This is a genomic window from Brevibacillus formosus (assembly GCF_003013405.1).
Classification (GTDB): Bacteria; Bacillota; Bacilli; order Brevibacillales; family Brevibacillaceae; genus Brevibacillus; species Brevibacillus formosus.
Genome location: NZ_PXZL01000013.1, coordinates 129,224 through 147,196, shown reverse-complemented (window position 1 = coordinate 147,196; position 17,973 = coordinate 129,224). Strand labels below are relative to the sequence as shown.

At 48.9% G+C, this 17,973-nt stretch carries 13 protein-coding genes, 1 riboswitch and 1 other annotated feature; of the genes, 8 read left to right on the top strand and 5 right to left on the bottom strand.

Translation table 11 applies throughout. The features are described from left to right. Positions 1-84 precede the first annotated feature (84 nt). Positions 85-1,683: a peptide chain release factor 3 gene (locus C7R91_RS13190; RefSeq protein ID WP_047068750.1), complete on the bottom strand. Its 1,599-nt coding sequence runs from the start codon at positions 1,681-1,683 to the stop codon at positions 85-87. Between the two features lie 186 nt (positions 1,684-1,869). Here C7R91_RS13190 and C7R91_RS13185 point away from each other — a divergent pair, with 186 nt between their 5' ends. From C7R91_RS13185 to C7R91_RS13170, 5 genes are all read left to right on the top strand, one after another. Beyond that, positions 1,870-3,390 (top strand): carboxypeptidase M32, encoded by a 1,521-nt coding sequence (locus C7R91_RS13185; RefSeq protein WP_047068749.1) that lies wholly within the window; start codon positions 1,870-1,872, stop codon positions 3,388-3,390. A gap of 176 nt (positions 3,391-3,566) precedes the next feature. Beyond that, entirely contained in the window at positions 3,567-4,286 is a 720-nt protein-coding gene (locus C7R91_RS13180) for a 3-ketoacyl-ACP reductase (RefSeq protein ID WP_047068748.1), read from the top strand. Between the two features lie 208 nt (positions 4,287-4,494). Further along, positions 4,495-4,644, top strand: coding sequence for a hypothetical protein (locus tag C7R91_RS29360; RefSeq protein ID WP_162837744.1), 150 nt, complete (start codon positions 4,495-4,497; stop codon positions 4,642-4,644). Between the two features lie 114 nt (positions 4,645-4,758). Beyond that, positions 4,759-5,337 (top strand): mismatch-specific DNA-glycosylase, encoded by a 579-nt coding sequence (locus tag C7R91_RS13175; RefSeq protein ID WP_106786199.1) that lies wholly within the window; start codon positions 4,759-4,761, stop codon positions 5,335-5,337. A gap of 72 nt (positions 5,338-5,409) precedes the next feature. Then, positions 5,410-6,399, top strand: a complete 990-nt coding sequence (locus C7R91_RS13170) for a YutH/CotS family kinase-like spore coat protein (protein ID WP_047068746.1) — start codon at positions 5,410-5,412, stop codon at positions 6,397-6,399. Positions 6,400-6,458: 59 nt separating this feature from the next. On the opposite strand, the gene C7R91_RS13165 is transcribed toward C7R91_RS13170, so the two are convergent. Both C7R91_RS13165 and metH read right to left on the bottom strand, forming a co-directional pair. Further along, on the bottom strand, positions 6,459-8,324 hold the full coding sequence (locus tag C7R91_RS13165) for a bifunctional homocysteine S-methyltransferase/methylenetetrahydrofolate reductase (protein WP_047068745.1): 1,866 nt from the start codon (positions 8,322-8,324) through the stop codon (positions 6,459-6,461). A gap of 43 nt (positions 8,325-8,367) precedes the next feature. Further along, positions 8,368-11,814, bottom strand: a complete 3,447-nt coding sequence (gene metH / locus C7R91_RS13160; RefSeq protein WP_047068744.1) for a methionine synthase — start codon at positions 11,812-11,814, stop codon at positions 8,368-8,370. A gap of 121 nt (positions 11,815-11,935) precedes the next feature. Next, a riboswitch (SAM riboswitch) is annotated at positions 11,936-12,037 on the bottom strand. A gap of 213 nt (positions 12,038-12,250) precedes the next feature. On the opposite strand from metH, the gene C7R91_RS13155 reads away from it, so the two are divergent. Further along, positions 12,251-12,358 (top strand): YjcZ family sporulation protein, encoded by a 108-nt coding sequence (locus tag C7R91_RS13155; RefSeq protein ID WP_083995026.1) that lies wholly within the window; start codon positions 12,251-12,253, stop codon positions 12,356-12,358. Positions 12,359-12,423: 65 nt separating this feature from the next. Here C7R91_RS13155 and C7R91_RS13150 read toward each other — a convergent pair whose 3' ends face one another. Both C7R91_RS13150 and C7R91_RS13145 read right to left on the bottom strand, forming a co-directional pair. After that, on the bottom strand, positions 12,424-14,628 hold the full coding sequence (locus tag C7R91_RS13150; RefSeq protein ID WP_047068743.1) for a YcdB/YcdC domain-containing protein: 2,205 nt from the start codon (positions 14,626-14,628) through the stop codon (positions 12,424-12,426). Beyond that, on the bottom strand, positions 14,619-15,191 hold the full coding sequence (locus tag C7R91_RS13145; protein ID WP_047068742.1) for a sigma-70 family RNA polymerase sigma factor: 573 nt from the start codon (positions 15,189-15,191) through the stop codon (positions 14,619-14,621). Before C7R91_RS13145 ends, C7R91_RS13150 begins: the two co-directional genes overlap by 10 nt. Before the next feature lie 198 nt (positions 15,192-15,389). On the opposite strand from C7R91_RS13145, the gene C7R91_RS13140 reads away from it, so the two are divergent. After that, complete coding sequence (locus C7R91_RS13140) at positions 15,390-15,878, top strand: hypothetical protein (RefSeq protein WP_047068741.1); 489 nt, start codon at positions 15,390-15,392, stop codon at positions 15,876-15,878. Positions 15,879-15,929: 51 nt separating this feature from the next. Then, positions 15,930-16,194, top strand: a binding site (T-box leader). Between the two features lie 48 nt (positions 16,195-16,242). Next, positions 16,243-17,958, top strand: coding sequence for an arginine--tRNA ligase (gene argS / locus C7R91_RS13130; protein ID WP_047068740.1), 1,716 nt, complete (start codon positions 16,243-16,245; stop codon positions 17,956-17,958). Positions 17,959-17,973 lie beyond the last annotated feature (15 nt).

Below are 17,973 nucleotides of genomic sequence, written 5' to 3'. Positions count from 1 at the left end.
ATGCTGTCCAAATGAGTGGTGGAATTGGTGAAATGGATAAAGAGGGCCTCACCGTGATCGGGAGGCCCTGCATTTCTTTTTCAATTAAGAATGAACGGTTTTCAAGCCAAGAGAACTCTCGTGGAACTTGATATTCGAGTACTTATCCATTGCGACACGCAGCTGGTACTCGCTCTCAAACAGCATAACCGGACGGCCATAACGGTCGGAAACGGTTCGGTTCTTCACAGCATCGAGGTCTGCTTTCTCCCCTTCGAGCCAGCGAGCGATTTGATACGGCATACGCGTCAGCATGATGTCTACCCCGTACTCGGCTTTCAAACGGTATTCCAGTACCTCGAACTGCAGCACACCTACCACACCAAGAATCAGCTCTTCCATCGGATGGGTACGGAATAACTGTACCGTTCCTTCCTCTGTCAATTGCATGATCCCTTTTTGGAATTGCTTGTGCTTCATCGCGTCCTTCACCATCACCTTGGAGAAAAACTCTGGCGAGAAGTGCGGCATTTCTTCGTACTCAAAAGATTTTCCGACACAGAGTGTATCGCCGATCTGGAAAATGCCTGGGTCAAAAAGACCGATGACATCTCCTGCGAACGATTCTTCGACTATTTCGCGATCCTGTGCCATAAACTGTACCGGCTGCGCCAATTTGATGTCTTTGCCAAGACGAACATGCTTAACTGACATCCCCCGCTCAAACTTGCCGGAGCAAATACGCAAGAAAGCGATGCGATCTCGGTGAGCTGGATTCATATTGGCTTGGATTTTAAAGATGAAGCCGGAGAACGCGTTCGTATACGGATCGATCAAGCCTTCTGTACTCTTCTTCGCGGAAGGTGCTGGCGCCATTTGCAGGAAGTTATCCAGGAATGTTTGTACACCGAAGTTATTGATGGCACTACCGAAGAAAACAGGCGTCAATTGCCCTTTATTGATCAGTTCCGGATCGTATTCATCTCCCGCAACATCCAGCAGGGAGATTTCGTCCTGCAGTTGCTGCCACAGTTCTTGACCAACGCGATCACCAATCAATGGATCTTCTGCTCCCTCTACAGGGAAAAAGGAAATCTCTTCGTGCTGTGTATTGCTTTGATACAGCTCGACACGAGACTTCATACGGTCAAATACGCCGCTGAAATAGCTGCCCATCCCAATCGGCCAGTTCATCGGATAAGAACGAATACCCAATACGCGCTCAATTTCCTCCAAGAGCTCGAATGGATCTTTTCCGTGGCGGTCCAGCTTGTTCACGAACGTAAAAATCGGAATACCCCGCATACGACAGACCTTGAACAGCTTGATCGTCTGTGCCTCTACCCCTTTTGCTACGTCGATAATCATCACAGCAGCGTCAGCAGCCGTCAGCGTACGGTACGTATCTTCACTGAAGTCCTGGTGACCAGGTGTATCCAAAATGTTGATGTGGTGTCCGTTGTATTCAAAATCCATCGCACTGGACGTAACGGAGATTCCACGCTTTTTCTCGATCTCCATCCAGTCGGAGGTGGCATGCTTGGAATTTTTGCGCCCTTTGACCATCCCTGCTTCACGGATGGCTCCACCGTAGTAGAGCAGCTTTTCCGTCATTGTCGTTTTACCCGCATCCGGGTGGGAGATGATGGCGAAGGTACGGCGTTTTGCTATCTCATTTTCCCATTGGGGATTGGATTGACTCATCTTCATTCTCCTGTCATCGCAAATAAGTAACACATTCGTTTCCTCTACGATTATACCGACAAATGCGTGCCGCATCCACCTAGTAATTTTTTGCTAAACCGATATAATATTCAGTAGTAAAAATTTTTTGACTGCATGACTTACATATGAATCGCCAAAATATTACAATTTTATAGGAGGAACCCTATGTCAACGACTGTGGAAACACGTACGGCCGAATTCCGTGACTATGTGAAGAAAATAACCAGCTACACGCAAGCACTGAACGTTCTTTATTGGGACAAGGCTACACAAGCACCGCGCAATGGAATGGATGCCCGTTCCGAAATCATCGGGACATTGGCTGGCGAGCAATTTAAGCTGGCGACGTCTAAAGAAATGGAAGCGCTTTTGACAGAGCTGAGTGAGCCATCTGTCCTCGAAACATTGGATGAAATTACCCGTCACAGTGTGCTGGAATGCAAAAAGGAATTTGACCGCAACAAAAAAATCCCTGCTGACAGGCATCAGGAGTACGTTGTACTGACCGCCAAGGCAGAAACGGTGTGGGAAGAAGCTCGTGCCAACAACGACTTTTCCATGTTCCAGCCATACCTCGAGAAAATCGTGAACTTCCAGCTCGAGTTCATCGAATATTGGGGTCATGACGGCAAAAACAAGTACAACACCCTCTTGGACATGTATGAGCCTGGCATGACTGTCGATCAGCTCGATCCGATCTTCGCCACCTTGCGTGAGAAAACCGTCAAGCTGGTAAAAGCGATCGCCGACTCTCCGAACAAGCCAGACACCTCCTTCTTGACGAAAAACTTCCCAGTGGCAGACCAGGAAGCATTCAGCCGTTATATCCTCGAGAAAATCGGATACGACTTCAAGTCTGGCCGCATGGATCGCAGTGCGCACCCGTTCTGCACCACCTTCAACCCTGGAGATGTCCGCATTACGACGCGCTACGCTGAAAATGATTTCAATTCTGCACTCTTCAGTTGCATTCACGAGGCTGGCCACGCGATGTACGAGCAGAACATTAATCCAGAACTGCTATTCACACCACTGTGCGATGGTACCTCTATGGGGATTCACGAGTCTCAATCCCGCTACTGGGAAAACATGGTCGGACGCAGTCTGCCATTCTGGAATCACTTTTTCGCGGACCTGCAAAAAGCGTTTCCTACCCAGTTCGAGGGCGTATCTGTAGAAGATCTGCATCGTGCGGTTAACGCTGTCACTCCTTCCTTTATCCGAACAGAAGCAGATGAGTTGACGTACAACCTGCATGTCATGATCCGCTACGAAATCGAGAAAGGCTTGATTAATCAAACCATTCAAGTGGCTGATCTGCCGAAAATCTGGAACGAAAAAATGAAAGAATACCTGGGTGTCGAGCCACCGACAGATACATTGGGTGTGCTTCAGGATGTACACTGGGCAGGCGGAATGATCGGTTACTTCCCGACTTACTCGCTGGGTAATGTGTATGCGGCACAATTCGTCCACGTTATGGAGAATGAGATTACCGGTTACGAAGAGCTTATCGCAAACGGAGATTTCGCCCCGATCCGTGAGTGGCTCAAGGAAAAAATCCATCAGTACGGTAAAATGAAGAGCCCTCGTGAACTCGTTCAAGCGATTACAGGCGAAGGTACAAATGCGACCTACTTAATGAATTACCTTGAGAAAAAATACACAGACGTATACAAGCTGTAAGCAGTTCTACCCTTGCTATCCAATGTTCTCCCTGCTCTGGGAGGACATTTTGTTTTACACAGTTACCTTTCGTAACCTACGTACATAAAAGTGCATCCTTCCCCCCGGGGATAAATGCTAGTACACTGCACAATATACATGAGATTCCTATTGTCTCGAAAAAGGAGTGTTTTCGTTTGGCTATCGAACTAAAAGGAAAAACCGCATTCATTACGGGTGCAGGTAAAGGTATTGGCCGCGCAATTGCAATCGCCCTGGCAAAGGAAGGCGTGCATCTCGGTCTCTTGGCTCGCTCTGAGGAAAATCTGAAGCAAGTCGCCAAGGAAGTAGAAGCATACGGCGTCAAGGTAGCGATTGCGACCGCAGACGTATCCAATTACGAGGCTGTCACAACAGCTGTTGCTTCTATCAAAAATGAACTGGGTCAGATTGATATCCTGATCAATAATGCGGGCGTTGCCAAATTCGGCAAGTTCATGGAGCTGGAAACAAGCGAATGGGAGCAAATCATCCAAGTTAACCTGATGGGTGTCTATTACGTGACTCGTGCGGTGCTCCCAGGCATGATCGAGCAAAACGCCGGTGACATTATCAACATCTCTTCCACCGCAGGACAAAAAGGTGCTCCTCTTACCAGTGCGTACAGCGCATCCAAGTTCGGTGTACTTGGCCTGACGGAGTCTTTGGCTCTTGAAGTACGCAAGCACAACATCCGCGTCACCGCGCTGACGCCGAGTACGGTAGCTACCGATTTGGCTTTGGACTTGGGTCTGACAGACGGAAATCCTGAGAAGACGATGCAGCCTGAGGATATTGCTGAGTTCGTGGTCAGCCAGCTGAAGCTGAACAAACGCATTTTCGTGAAATCCGCTGGACTGTGGTCAACCAATCCATAGAAATGACATGACAAAAAAGCGAAAAGAGTCCGTCGTACAGGCGGATTTCTTTTCGCTTTTTTTTCGACGTCCTGTGAAATCGCTTCAATTTTGTTCACTTTCTATCCACGATTTCTTCACGCCTTATTCACACCTGCCCAACCAAAAATGCCCTCAACTGGAGTATGATGAACATGTAAAACATTTCCACAAAGTGGAGGGTATCCTTATGATACAAATGCTGTCGAATTGGTTGTGGGGTAATGAAGAACAAGAAGTCGTTCCATTCGAGACGAAAAGATACGTCCGGAATGAAATGGAGCAATTCACGTTCAACGAGCCACAGCAAGTGCTGCCGTATCCGCATCCCCAGCTCTAAGATCCGTTACTTGATCCAATATAACCTGAAGCTGCCGAGTCTGGCAGCTTTTTTTGCTTCTCTCTGAAAGCGCTCACTGATGTGCTACAATGTGGTAAACAGGAGGGGTTCGCTTTGGTCGAGTTCACAGAAAAATGGTTGCCCACATACATTCGCCGCGATTTAGCGGTCTTATTTTGCGGTATCAATCCAGGGCGTATATCGGCTACAACGGGTTTCCACTACGCCAATCCAGCCAACCTGTTTTGGCGCGGCTTGTACGAGGGCGGGCTGACACCTCACAAGCTCTTGCCCGAGGAAACCGCTACCCTCTTAGACTACAATTATGGTATTACCGATCTAGTCTCACGCCCCACCCGTTCCGCAACAGACCTGCGTAACGAGGATTATGCCAAGGGTGCAGAGCTGTTCTTCCAAATGATCCAGACTTACCGGCCTCGTGTCATCTGTTTTAACGGAATTACTGCTTTTCGTCACGCAACCGGACAAAAGAAAGAAGCCATTTCACTGGGGCTTCAGCCAATCAAGTACTTTGGGACAAAAGATTGGTCGGGCAGCTATGTGTTTGTCGTCCCGTCTACCAGTGGGGCTAACGCATCTTTTACACGTGAGGAACGAATCGCCAAGTTTACTGAGCTGAGTCATTTTTTACGCGAGATGAATTGGCACCCTCTCCCCTTGCCCACTAAGTAGATCTTCAGTGTCAACCACTCCTCTTCTTCCGTACAATACTTGTAGCTCTTTACGCAAGGAGGGGCATCGGCAGTGGACGACCTTATCAAAAAAATCCAGAACAAATACGACATGACGGTTTTGCATCACAGAACCATTCGGGATACCTCCAAATCACTCGTCATTTACTTGGAAACGACCAATGGCAAATTCATCGGAAAAGCTTTCCCTCTGGAAAAGGAACGTTTACATTTCATTCTGAATGCAGAAGCTCATTTGCGCAAAAACGGCGTACTCATTCCCAACATTCAACGAACCAAAAATAATAAGCGTTACATAACTCATAGAGAAAATCTTTTCGTTCTCCATCAAAAGCTATCTTGGCCAAATATCGCGTATAACTCCCCTATTCGAATGGAACGGATCGGAATGGTATTGGGCAAATTTCATGCGAGGTCGCTCGGTTTTTCTTCCAAGCATGGCAACCTTTACAATGGCGCTGAAAAATGGTCCGTGGAGTACAAGGCAGATTTAGCTTCCCTTGAGAAGTGGGAGCTTCGACACGGCGGGAAAAATGATCAAAAATACGCTACGATTGCGGAATACCTTCCTTTTTTTAAACAAGCAGGGCTCACAGCCAAGGAACATTTGAGATCCTCTCTATACTTCTCGAAATGGAAAAAGGAACCGCTTACCAATCACTTTCTCTGTCATGGAGATTTTAACAATGGGAATTTGCTTGTCAGTAATCAAAGAATAGCGATCATTGACTGGGATGACGTTCGTTACGATTTTCCGTCTAAAGACATTGCCCGTGTTCTATCCCTTGCTATGCGAAGAAATGAGCAGTGGAACGAGGAATTGTTTGCTCATATATTGCGTGGCTATCTCCAAGAAAACCCCCTATCGATTGAGCAACTGCATTTGCTCTTTGTCGATCTTGCTTTCCCGCATATCATTGAACGTTTTTTACGCAAGAAGCTGTATGCCCAGATGAACCTTGCTGAGATTCAACAGTTTTGCAATCGGGAAGCTCTCAAAACCGCCTTTATGCTAGACGAAATGAAGGCCCATGTGTATTAGACGCAAGGCTATAGCCTGTCTATACACATAGGCCTTCCCTATTTAACTGGCGCAAACCGTTAAGTCTGAGCCATCCTCACCAAAGAGCTTTGTTGGCGCGTATACTGAATGAGCTCTGCCGCCATCTCGTAATAATTGAACGGGGTAATCAGATAGATGCCATTGAAGTAACGAACGGCCGTATCGACCAATTCCTTCGCGATTGCGATTCCTTCCTGTCTGGCGGCTTCTCCCTGTACCTTTTTCATCCGTTCCAGAGCTTCTGTCGACAGCTTGATTCCCGGCACTTCATTATGCAAAAACTCCGCATTGCGCGAGCTGGTCAGCGGCATGATCCCGATAAAGACAGGAATGCCAATATGCTTTGTCGCCTCGTACACATTCCGAATGGACTCTGCATCATACACAGGTTGCGTCATAATGTAGTCCGCGCCTGCCTCGACCTTCTTTTCCAAGCGGGCAACGGCAGCATCCATATTTCGGACATTCGGATTAAAGGCTGCGCCCACGATAAACTGGGCTTTTTGCTTTAACGGACGTCCTGAAAACGAAACACCTTCGTTCAACTGCTTCACCATGCGAATCAGATCAAATGAGGTAACATCAAATACCGAGCTGGCACCTGGCAAGTCACCAAAGCGCGATGGATCTCCAGTAATCACCAATATTTGGTCGATCCCCAAAGCGTGCAGCCCCATTAAGTGCGATTGCTGCCCAATGAGATTGCGGTCCCGACAAGCAAGGTGCAAAAGCGGATCAATTCCATGTCTGCTCTTCATGAGGGCCCCAAGAGCCATGTTGCTCATGCGCACTGTCGCCAACGAGTTATCCGCTAACGTAATGGCGTCTGCTCCTGCTTTGTGCAGCTCGCAGCATCCGTGGAGAAATTGGTCTGCATCCAGATCACGCGGCGGGTCAAACTCGACAATGATCGTCGTTGCTGTTTTTACGCGCTCGACAATGCTTGGTTTCTCCCTCTCCCTCGTGCTCTGCACAGAAATCGAAGGACGATCACCAGCTACGATGGTTGGGTTCACACGCGCTTGCGGCTCAAGTGACTCAAGTGCATCCGCAATCGCCTTCACATGTGCAGGTGTGGTTCCGCAGCATCCGCCAATCAACCGTACCCCCTGCTCACGCAAGCGAAGCGCACTCTGTCCAAAATATTCAGGTGATGATTTAAAGGCGTATTCACCGTCAGTCATTCCCAGGCGCCCTGCATTCGGGAATACGGATAAAAGTGCATCTTCTGGAATCACTGTATTTTCAAACGACCGTAGCAGTTCAGCGGGACCAAGGCGACAGTTTAGTCCGATCACGTCAGCGCCTGCGGCTTTCAGCTCGGAAAAAGCGTCTGTCAAGGCGTAGCCATCACGTGTGCGCCCTACTTCCAATGTGGCTAACTGCGCGATTACAGGTACATCTGTGAGCGGACGGATTACCTCGATCGCCAGAAGCAGCTCCTCCAAGTCCAGGAACGTCTCCAGAATCAGTCCGTCTACCCCCGCATGTAACAGTGCAATTGCCTGTTCCTCATACTGGTCACGGTATTCATCCAAAACCTTTTTCTTCACCCGTCCAGCCAAAATCGATCCGATGCTACCAGCTACATAAGCATCATCCTGTGCGGCTTCCCTTGCGATGGCGACTGCAAGCCGGTTAATCCTTGCCACCTTATGCTCCAGACCGTAACGGCTCAATGCATCTCGGTTGGCAGAATACGTATTTGTCTCCAGAAAACGTGCACCGGCCTGGTAGTAAGACGTATGAACTTCATGCACCAAACGAGGGTTGGACAAACACAGCTCCTCAAAGCTGACGCCAACCGGGACGCCCAGCCCGTGCAGCTGGGTCGCCATTGCACCATCTCCTACCAGGAGGTGGTCTTTCAAGTAGGCTCGTAAATCTTTCTTTCTCGTCGTCAACTCAATCCCTTCTCTCCCATTTTCATTTATACGTGGTCGGTTTTTAGACTTCAAAAACAGATGGGCCTGCGTTGAAATAACGTGCTTCTGGGTGAGCAAATACCATCGCCGATACGGAAGCTTCTGGCTCCATCATGAAGCCCTCTGTCAGCTGAACGCCGATATCCTCTGGACGCAATAGACGGAATAACTGCGCCTGATCCTCCAAATTCGGGCAAGCAGGGTAACCGAAGGAGACACGAATGCCCTGATACCTAGCTCCGAAGCGCTCGAGCATCGTCATCTCAACCGGGTCTGGTATGCCCCACACGTCGCGCATGACGTGGTGAATTCGCTCAGCAAATGCCTCTGCCAGCTCCAATGCCAAGGCTTGGAGGACATGAGAGCGCAGGTAGTCGCCACGCTCTTTTAGCTCTGTAGATTTTTCGCGAATCCCTCCCCCAGCCGTTACAGTCAGGAATCCGACATAATCCATTTCCTTGCTCTCCACTGGTCGCAAGAAGTCGGACAGACAAAGATGCGGTTCTTCCAGCTGACGCGGGAACGTAAAGCGCTCCAGCAGCTTGCTGTGGTCTTTTGGATCATAGACCAAAATATCGTTGCCATCTGACTGAGCTGGGAAGAACTGATACACACCGTGTGTCGTAATGGTTCCTTTTTGCTTCGCTTCATTTAATAGCTCTTCTACAATGCCGTACAGTTCCAGTACCTTCTCGTCGCCTGCCTCTATCAATTTATCTACATTTCCTCGGACACCGAGGTGTTTTCCGAGGAGCATCCGCAGGTTCAAATACGGTTGCAGATGGCTGAGCGGGTATTGTCGCAAAACATGTCGTTCACAATCTGGGGGCAGATGGATCGGAACGGTTCTGCTAATGGCTGAGCGAGCTGGCAAAGGTGCCTTTTTCTCCTCGACAACAGGCTGAGCCGTTGCGACTGCTTCCAGCAGATGCTGCTGTTCTTCTACCAAGCGATCACGTTCTTCCGGATTTTGCAGACGATTCACGAGCTCCAGACCATCCATGGCGTCTTTTGCGTATAAAACAATTCCACGGTATTCTGGTGCGATCCGGTTCGATGTGAACTTGCGCGTCAACGCCGCACCACCGACCATCATCGGGACATCAATGCCTGCATCACGCAGGTCTTGTGCTGTAATGACCATTTGCTGCGCGGATTTTACCAAAAGTCCAGACAGACCAATCGCATCCGGCTTTTCTTCTCTGCATGCGGCAATCAGTTGCTCTGGCGGTACCTTGATCCCCAGGTTCACGACATTGTAGCCGTTGTTTGACAAAATAATTTCCACGAGGTTTTTCCCGATGTCGTGCACATCGCCTTTGACTGTCGCCAGCAAGATTTTCCCCTTGGCAGCAGCATCGCTTTTTTCCATGAATGGTTCTAAAAACGATACCGATGCCTTCATGACTTCCGCGCTTTGCAATACTTCTGCCACGATCAGCTGGTTGCCGTTAAAAAGGCGACCGACCTCTTCCATCCCAGTCATCAACGGACCGTTGATGATCTCGAGCGGTGTGTATTTATCCAGAGCCAGCTTCAGGTCTTCCACGAGACCATCCTTGGAGCCTTCGACTACATAACGCGCCAAGCGTTCTTCGAGCGTTAACGAGGAAACTTCTACACTGACTTCCTTTTTCTTTTGGCGATAAAATTCGGTGAAGGCCGCCAATGTCTCATCATTTGTCTCGAATAACAGGGCCTCTGCCAGCTTTCTCTCGTCTTCTGGAATCGAAGCGTAGCGCTCCAGCTTTTCCGTGTTGACGATGGCGTAATCAAGCCCTGCGAGAGTGGTGTGGTACAGGAAGACCGCATTCAGCACTTCCCGACCCGCAGGAGGCAAGCCGAAGGAAACGTTACTGACACCCAGGATCGTCTTGCAAGCAGGCATTGCCTGTTTGATCAAACGAATACCTTCTACGGTTTCTTTTGCAGAGCCGATGTATTGTTCATCCCCTGTCCCTACCGGAAAGACAAGTGGATCGAAAATAATATCCTGTGGCTTTATTCCATACTGGTTGACAAGAATGTCGTACGAGCGTTGCGCGACCTCCAGCTTCTTTTCACGAGTGATAGCCATACCCGCTTCCTCGATAGTTCCGACGACAACGGCGGCACCGAATTTGTGAATAAGCGGCGCCACTTCCTCAAATCGCTCCAACCCGTCTTCCAAGTTGATCGAGTTGAGAATGGCCTTCCCTTGCGAATAGCGAAGTCCCAGCTCCATGACCTTGGCATCTGTCGAGTCGATCATGAGCGGCGCTTTTACTTTTTTCACGATGAACTGTAAGAATTTTTCCATATCTTCGTATTCGTCACGGTCAGGGTCAGCCAAGCATATATCGATGACATGTGCGCCGCGCTTCACTTGAGCTCGGGCAATGTCAGATGCTTCTTCGTAGTGACCAGCTGCAATCAAATCACGGAATTTTTTGGAACCGATGACATTGGTCCTCTCCCCTACCAGCAAGGGACGATTGTCATCCTCGACATAAACGACCTCGATCCCGGAGACCGCGCTCAGCGGTTCTACAGCTGCACTGCGCGGCTTGCAGTCTTTCAATGCTTCTGCCATCGCTTGAATATGGTCAGGCGTTGTTCCGCAGCAACCGCCAGCCACGTTTATCCAGCCTTGTTCAGCGAACGCCCGCATTTTCGAAGCAAGCCCCTGTGGCGTTTCATGGTAATGGCCGTTCTCGTCTGGCAAGCCTGCGTTTGGATAGCAGCTGACCGCACATTGGGCAATTCCTGACAGAGTCCGCAGATGATCACGCATGAACTCTGGTCCTGTCGCACAGTTCAGACCAATAGAGACAGGCTTTATATGCTCCAACGAAATGTAAAACGCCTCGATGTTTTGACCTGCCAGCGTCGTGCCCATCGGCTCAATCGTACCTGAGAGCATCACCGGGAGCTCCTGGCCAAGCTCTTCAAAAGCTTTGCGAATCCCGATTCCGCCAGCCTTGACGTTCAACGTATCTTGCGAGGTTTCCAAAAGAAGAACATCGGAACCGCCTAGAATCAGACCTTTTGCCTGACGATAATAAGCCTCGACCAGTTCTTCGAAAGTGACACCGCCTGTCAACGAAAGGGTTTTGGTCGTAGGTCCCATTGCACCTGCTACATAACGCGGCCACTCCTCCGTGGAATAGGCATCCACCGCTTCTCTGGCCAAGCGTGCTGCCGCTATATTGATCTCAAGGTCTTTCTCTGCCACATCGTACTCAGCCAAAACAATGGAAGCAGCACCAAACGTATTTGTTTCGACAATGTCTGCGCCCGCCTCTAAATATTTCTCGTGAATGGAACGGATCACATCTGGTCTGGTCAGATTCAGGAGTTCATTACAGCCATCATAGGCTTCACCGCCGAAATCATCAGCAGTCAGGTTCGCCTGTTGAAGCATGGTGCCCATTGCACCGTCCAGAATCAGAATTTTCCGGGAAAGCTGTTCGCGAAAAGTTGGTTTCATTGACGTGCCCCTTTTCTCCCTTGCATCGGCTTATTCTCCGTAATTGGGTAAATAAAATAAAAAAATCCTCTTCTTTGAAAGAAGAGGATTTGTCAGCAGATACGAAAACGCCTGAGACATCCTCTTATCTTTCAAAGCACGTAGCTTTGCTGGAATTGGCACCGGATTTTTACCGGTTGCCGAGGCTTCATCAGGCCAGTCCCTCTGCCTCTCTGGATAAGAGTCGTACACTTGTCATTTAGTTGGTTTGCGAAATGTATGGAATGTTTGCAAGTATCTTAACACCCCCTTTGTCTACTCGTCAATTGTGAATTGTCTATTTTTTACTGAACCACTTCTCTTGCGCGCCCATTTTTGCCTAAGCTGGGCATCCGCCCAGTCCAATATCGGCATTCGTGTATAGACTGGAGTATAACGGAAAGGAGGGGAAACAAAGATGAGTACATCTTACTGCGGAAACGGATTCTTCGGTGACTGCTTCGCAATCGTGCTCGTGCTGTTTATCCTGTTGGTAATTATCGGGTGTTCGTGTGACGACTGTTAGATACGTGTAAAAAAGGCTATCCCAAAAGCCATCAGGAATGGCTGCGGGATAGCCTTTTTTTCTTGTTATTTGGTGATGATCTTGCCTGTCACGGCATCCAGAGTAATATATTTGAACGCCAGCTTTTCGTCACTCCACGGCACATACGCCAGCTTTGGTTGAGCTATTTTTTGCCCATCCACATCTCTCATCAAATAGACCAGCTTTAAAGGCATGACGCGTAAATACGCCTCAACAGCCTTGTCTTTCGAGACGATCTCGTCGGATGCTGGAAGCTCCACCAACTCGTGCGTCTCTCTGTAGTTTTCGAACTTTGTCACTTTGCCAGAAGACGGATCGACTGTTACTGAATAAGCCACTTTTGGCCAGCGATCCTGTACTGGAATGCCATCCTTGCTCATGAGATATCTGAATTCCCATTCGCCCGATGACACAGGATTCGCTTCGTCTGGCTGTATGACTTTCGCCAATTGCACTTCTTTTATGCCTGGATCAACGTATTTAGGCAGAAAGGCAAGTGCAGCCTCTTCCGCTTGCTCGCGTTTGACTGTCACTGCTGTATCGGAACGCGGTGTCCCCAGCCCGACGACACTGCCTGTTTCTGCGAGAACTTCTACGCCGATATACTTGTCATTTTTATCATTCCAGACGTATTCCTTGCGTCCGTCACGGTTACTCTCTCTATAGGTCGAGTCATCCACTTGTATGCCGAATTCCGCCTGCAGCAACGCTTTTGCCTCATCCTTGGAGCGAACCTTGACGTATTCCTTTGGAGATTCGATCGGATGTGCTTCCTTCGTATTCAACTGATCATAAGCAAGCCCGTTATCTCCCGTTCCATACACCATCTTGCCATTGGTCGCGTCGATATACCACTCCTGACCATCTTCACGTCCTCTTTGCATGAAGGAAACAGCTGGTGTGTACTCCAGAATGGGCTGCCACATATCCCCTTGTTTTGATTGTGGCTGTATTCTCGGATTCTGCGCGTATCGAAGCTTCATATGCTCGCTCAGCTCTTTGATGGCTACCTCTTCTGACACAGCAGTCGATACATCCGGGTACTGCGACGGCTCAAATGATTCGAGCCCCTTATTGAAATATTCGAGGTGGCCAGAGTCGGTTGTTTCGATGCTTATTTCATCAGACAACACCGGCATCCCGTTATAGTATCTCAGGTACAATCCCGGATGGTTGGCGTCCAACAACCGATAGTTCTCGCTATCAGCCCCGAGCAGCTTGTTCAGGAACTGTCGCTCTTGCTCCAATGCTTTTGCTCCTTCTGCTCTTTTCTGGCTCTTTGCTTCCTTTTCATCCTTAAACAGAAGCCTATAATGTTCCAATGCTTGACCATTGCCAGTGATCACAAGGGAAACCTGATGCCCCTCTTTGTTCGTTTTCCCCAAAATGAATGACATGCCATCGTGGTTCTTTTCTTTATCCAAAAGAAGAAGGGATGGGCTCAAATCGGGCATGGCATCTGTCAGCTTGGCGAAAAAGGCTTGTTCGCTCTTGTTCAATCGCCCGAAAAACGCGACTTGCTCACGTTGGTCAATTCCAACCGACATTACGTCGAACGGGACGGGCTGGCCGTTTTCGATCCGTTGATAATTCACGCTCATCCATGGGTCTTTTACCATATGCTCGTCGGAATAGATCTGAGTCTCGACGAGCTGATAGGTCTTACTTTCCTCCCCCAAAAAAGCTTGAAGAAATGCGCTTGCTGCATTCTCAGCAGTCTTGGCTGATGGCAATTTCCCTTCCTTCTGTTCTCCCCGATCACCATTGATTGTAAAGCTCTCAATTTGTCCTGTCTGTATATCATAAGCAACCTTGGCACGCGCATTATCGCCTTCCAGTAACATGAGATCACTGATTCCATAGCTTGTACGATCCACTCTTATTGTCATCTTGCTCAAGGCTGGAATCACTTTTTTCAATGGTAAGACGGCCTCTTCCGCCGACACCATTACACTGTTCTGATTTGCCTCTTTATTATTTGTTTTCGTAGCAGTCGTTGCAATCGCATTCGTTACATTCTTGCCACTTGGCAACTGTGGAAACCAGCCTTGCTGGTGCATTCCCACAGCAGTAACCGCCAAGCAAGCTGCCAGCGAACCCGCCACGAAAATTCGGTTTCGATTCTTGTATTTATTCTTTGCAATCGCACCTCTGATCCGTAATTCCATCTCTTTTGTAAACCTCACTTCCTTCACTGATTCCTCACTTGCGCTCCGTACCGCTTCACGCATTTGCTTATCTACGTCCATTCCAATCCCTCCTTTTCACACAATGCCTTAAAATGTTTTCGGGCCCGTGACAATTGGGTTCGTACGGCATCTTCTGAAATATCCAGCACTTGCGCCATCTCTCTTATCGACAAATCCTCATAGTAATGAAGTACCATGACTTTTCGGTACAGCGGCGAGAGCTTCATCACCTGCTCCGCTACTTGTACCTTGCTCATTCGTCCGATGACTGCCGATTCAACGTTTGCGGTGTCGACCTCTTCCGGAGGTGCTTCCCCTTTGGAGAGGTAGGTAGAAAAAATCTGGCGAAAGGACCACGAACGCAAATATTTGCGGGACTCGTTGATCGCGATTCGATACAGCCACGTTTTCACGCTACTCTGATGGCGGAACTGATCCAGCCCCCGATACGCCTTCAGGAACACTTCCTGGGTAATGTCTTCCGCAATTCCCCGATCCTTGACGATCAAGTAGGCTAGCTGCACGATATTGTCTCCGTACTCGCTCATGAGTCTCGTCAGCTTCTCCTCGTTGGTCAATTGCAGCGTCCAATCCGCTTCGCTACTTTTGGCACTTGCATTCACGCGCTGTTCACCTCCTTGTTTCGTGTTGATATGTATTTGATCCAGCTGGCTTATTTTTGTGACAAGATTATCCAACTATTTTATTTATAATCCTTTTCCCTTCTTCCACTGCTGCACTCCGTTGCGTTGCTTTCATTGTCAGCGCACATTGCTTTTGCTATCATGAGGCTTATTGTAGAGCGAAAGGAACGAGATGACATGGATGACATGCAAGCACGTGAAAAAGACAAATTTCTGTCCTGTTTGGAGACCATAAAAGAACTATCCAAATCCGAATTTGAAACCTATTCCATCGTTAAGAATACCGAAACCGGGGAACATTATCTTCACTATTTTTTGTCCCACATTAACTTGTCCGAGGGAGGCAGAAGAGACGATTACGATCATTTCCTGCCGATTGAATCCGACGATATTTTAGCGATTATGTTTGGCGAACAGCCGTACCAGTTTCCAGAGAACTGGCGCTCCGCCTATTTGCGCAGTGGGAATGACAATCGATTGATCCCGTTCGATCCATCGGAAAATTACGATCTGGACGATGCCGCTGCTGCCGAGCTGGCCATGCTTGAAAAGCTGGAACAGTACAAAGAGCAAATGATGAATGCGGAGAACCTCAGCGCGGAAGAAAAGGAAGAGCTGACCAAGCAATATTTTGCGGAATTAGATAAGATTTTAAAAAAACCTTGATCGAGACACCTTGCATCATGACGGTATAAACAGCTATAATTCTAGAGAAACAACGAATCGTTGAAGAGGATAGTACTCCTTGTGTGAGGACGAAAGCGAGTCGGGGACGGTGTGAGCCCGATGCCAAACCATGTGAGGAAGCGCCCCTCGGAGATGCGGCCTGAACATTCTATCCCAGACATCATGGGCAACGGATCGTGTAGGGCTATGCCGGGACTGCCCGTTACAGCAGGTCAAGCGGTTTTTGTCTTCCTGTGCGATGGAAGAGAAAAACAACAAGAGTGGCACCGCGGGAGTATAACCTCTCGTCTCTTTTTCACAGGAGACGTAGAGGTTTTTTTATTTGAAAGGGGTAGAAATTTAGATGAGCTACAAACACCAAGTCGCTGAAAAGATTGCCGCTGCGCTCTCCTCGCTGGGCGTAGACACACTGACCAAAGAAGCCGTATACGGCATGCTGGAAACACCACCAAACCCTGCAATGGGCGATGTGGCCTTCCCTTGCTTCCAATTGGCAAAAGCATTGCGCAAAGCACCACCGATGATCGCAGCAGAGCTGGCTGGACAGCTCTTTGGTGCACCCTTGCGCGAATCGCAAGCAGTTGGTCCGTACGTCAACCTGTTCCTGGATCAAGAAAATGTGGCAGAGCAAGTAATCGGAACCATCCTTACCCAAGGCAGCACATACGGAAGCAGTAATCTCGGTGAAGGACGCAAAGTACCAATCGACCTCTCCTCCCCAAATATCGCGAAGCCGTTTTCCATGGGTCACCTGCGCTCTACTGTGATCGGGAACGCGATTGCCAATATCATGGAAAAGCAAGGCTATGAGCCAGTGCGCATCAATCACTTGGGTGACTGGGGTACGCAGTTCGGTAAACTGATCGTTGCGTATCGTCTCTGGGGTGACGAAGCAAAGGTAAAAGCAGAACCGATTAAGGAACTGCTCAGCCTCTACGTTCGCTTCCACGAAGAAGTCGAGAACGATCCTACTCTGGAAGACCAGGGCCGTGAATGGTTCAAAAAACTCGAGGATGGCGACGAAGAAGCACAGCATCTGTGGAAATGGTTCCGTGATGAGTCACTCAAGGAATTCATGAAGATCTACGACCTGATGAACGTAGCCTTCGACTCTACGCACGGGGAAGCATTCTACAACGACAAAATGGATCGCGTTGTTACATTGCTCGAGGAAAAAGGTCTGTTGACTGAATCCGACGGTGCGATGGTCGTGAACCTCGATGAATACAACATGCCGCCATGCCTGATCAAAAAATCAGACGGCGCTACCCTGTACGCAACGCGTGATTTGGCTGCCGCTCTCTTCCGTCACGAATCGTACGATTTTGCAAAAGCACTCTATGTCGTAGGAAACGAGCAACGCCTCCACTTCCAGCAGCTCTATAAAGTATTGGAAAAAATGGGCTATGCGTGGTCCGCGAATATGCACCACATCCCATTCGGCATGATGCTCAAGGACGGCAAGAAAATGTCCACGCGTAAAGGAAAGGTTGTTCTCTTGGAAGAAGTGTTGGCACAAGCCATTTCTGATGTCCAAAAAGTCATCGAAGAGAAAAACCCTACACTGTCCAATAAAGAAGAAGTGGCTCGTCAAGTCGGGGTAGGCGCAGTTATTTTCCATGACTTGAAAAACTTCCGCCTGAATGATGTCAACTTCTCCTGGGAGGAGATGCTGACCTTCGAAGGGGAAACAGGACCATACGTGCAATACGCACACGCTCGTGCATGCTCGCTACTGCGCAGAGGTGGCTACCAGCCAGCAACGACGGTGAGCCTGGCTTCCGGTGCACTCGACAGCAAAGAGGCTTGGGCAGTGATTACCCTCTTGAACGCGTTCCCAGAGGTAATCGAGCGTGCTGCCGATAACTTTGATCCGTCGCAAATCGGCAAGTATGTAATCGACCTGGCGCAAACATTCAACAAGTTCTATGCGAATGTGCGCATCCTGGCTGAGGAAGAAGATGTGAAGGCATCCCGTCTCCAGCTCGTAGCAGCAGTCGTTGCTGTACTGAAGGAAGGTCTGCGTCTGCTCGGTCTGGCTGCTCCAGAAGAAATGTAAGAAAGAATACGAAAA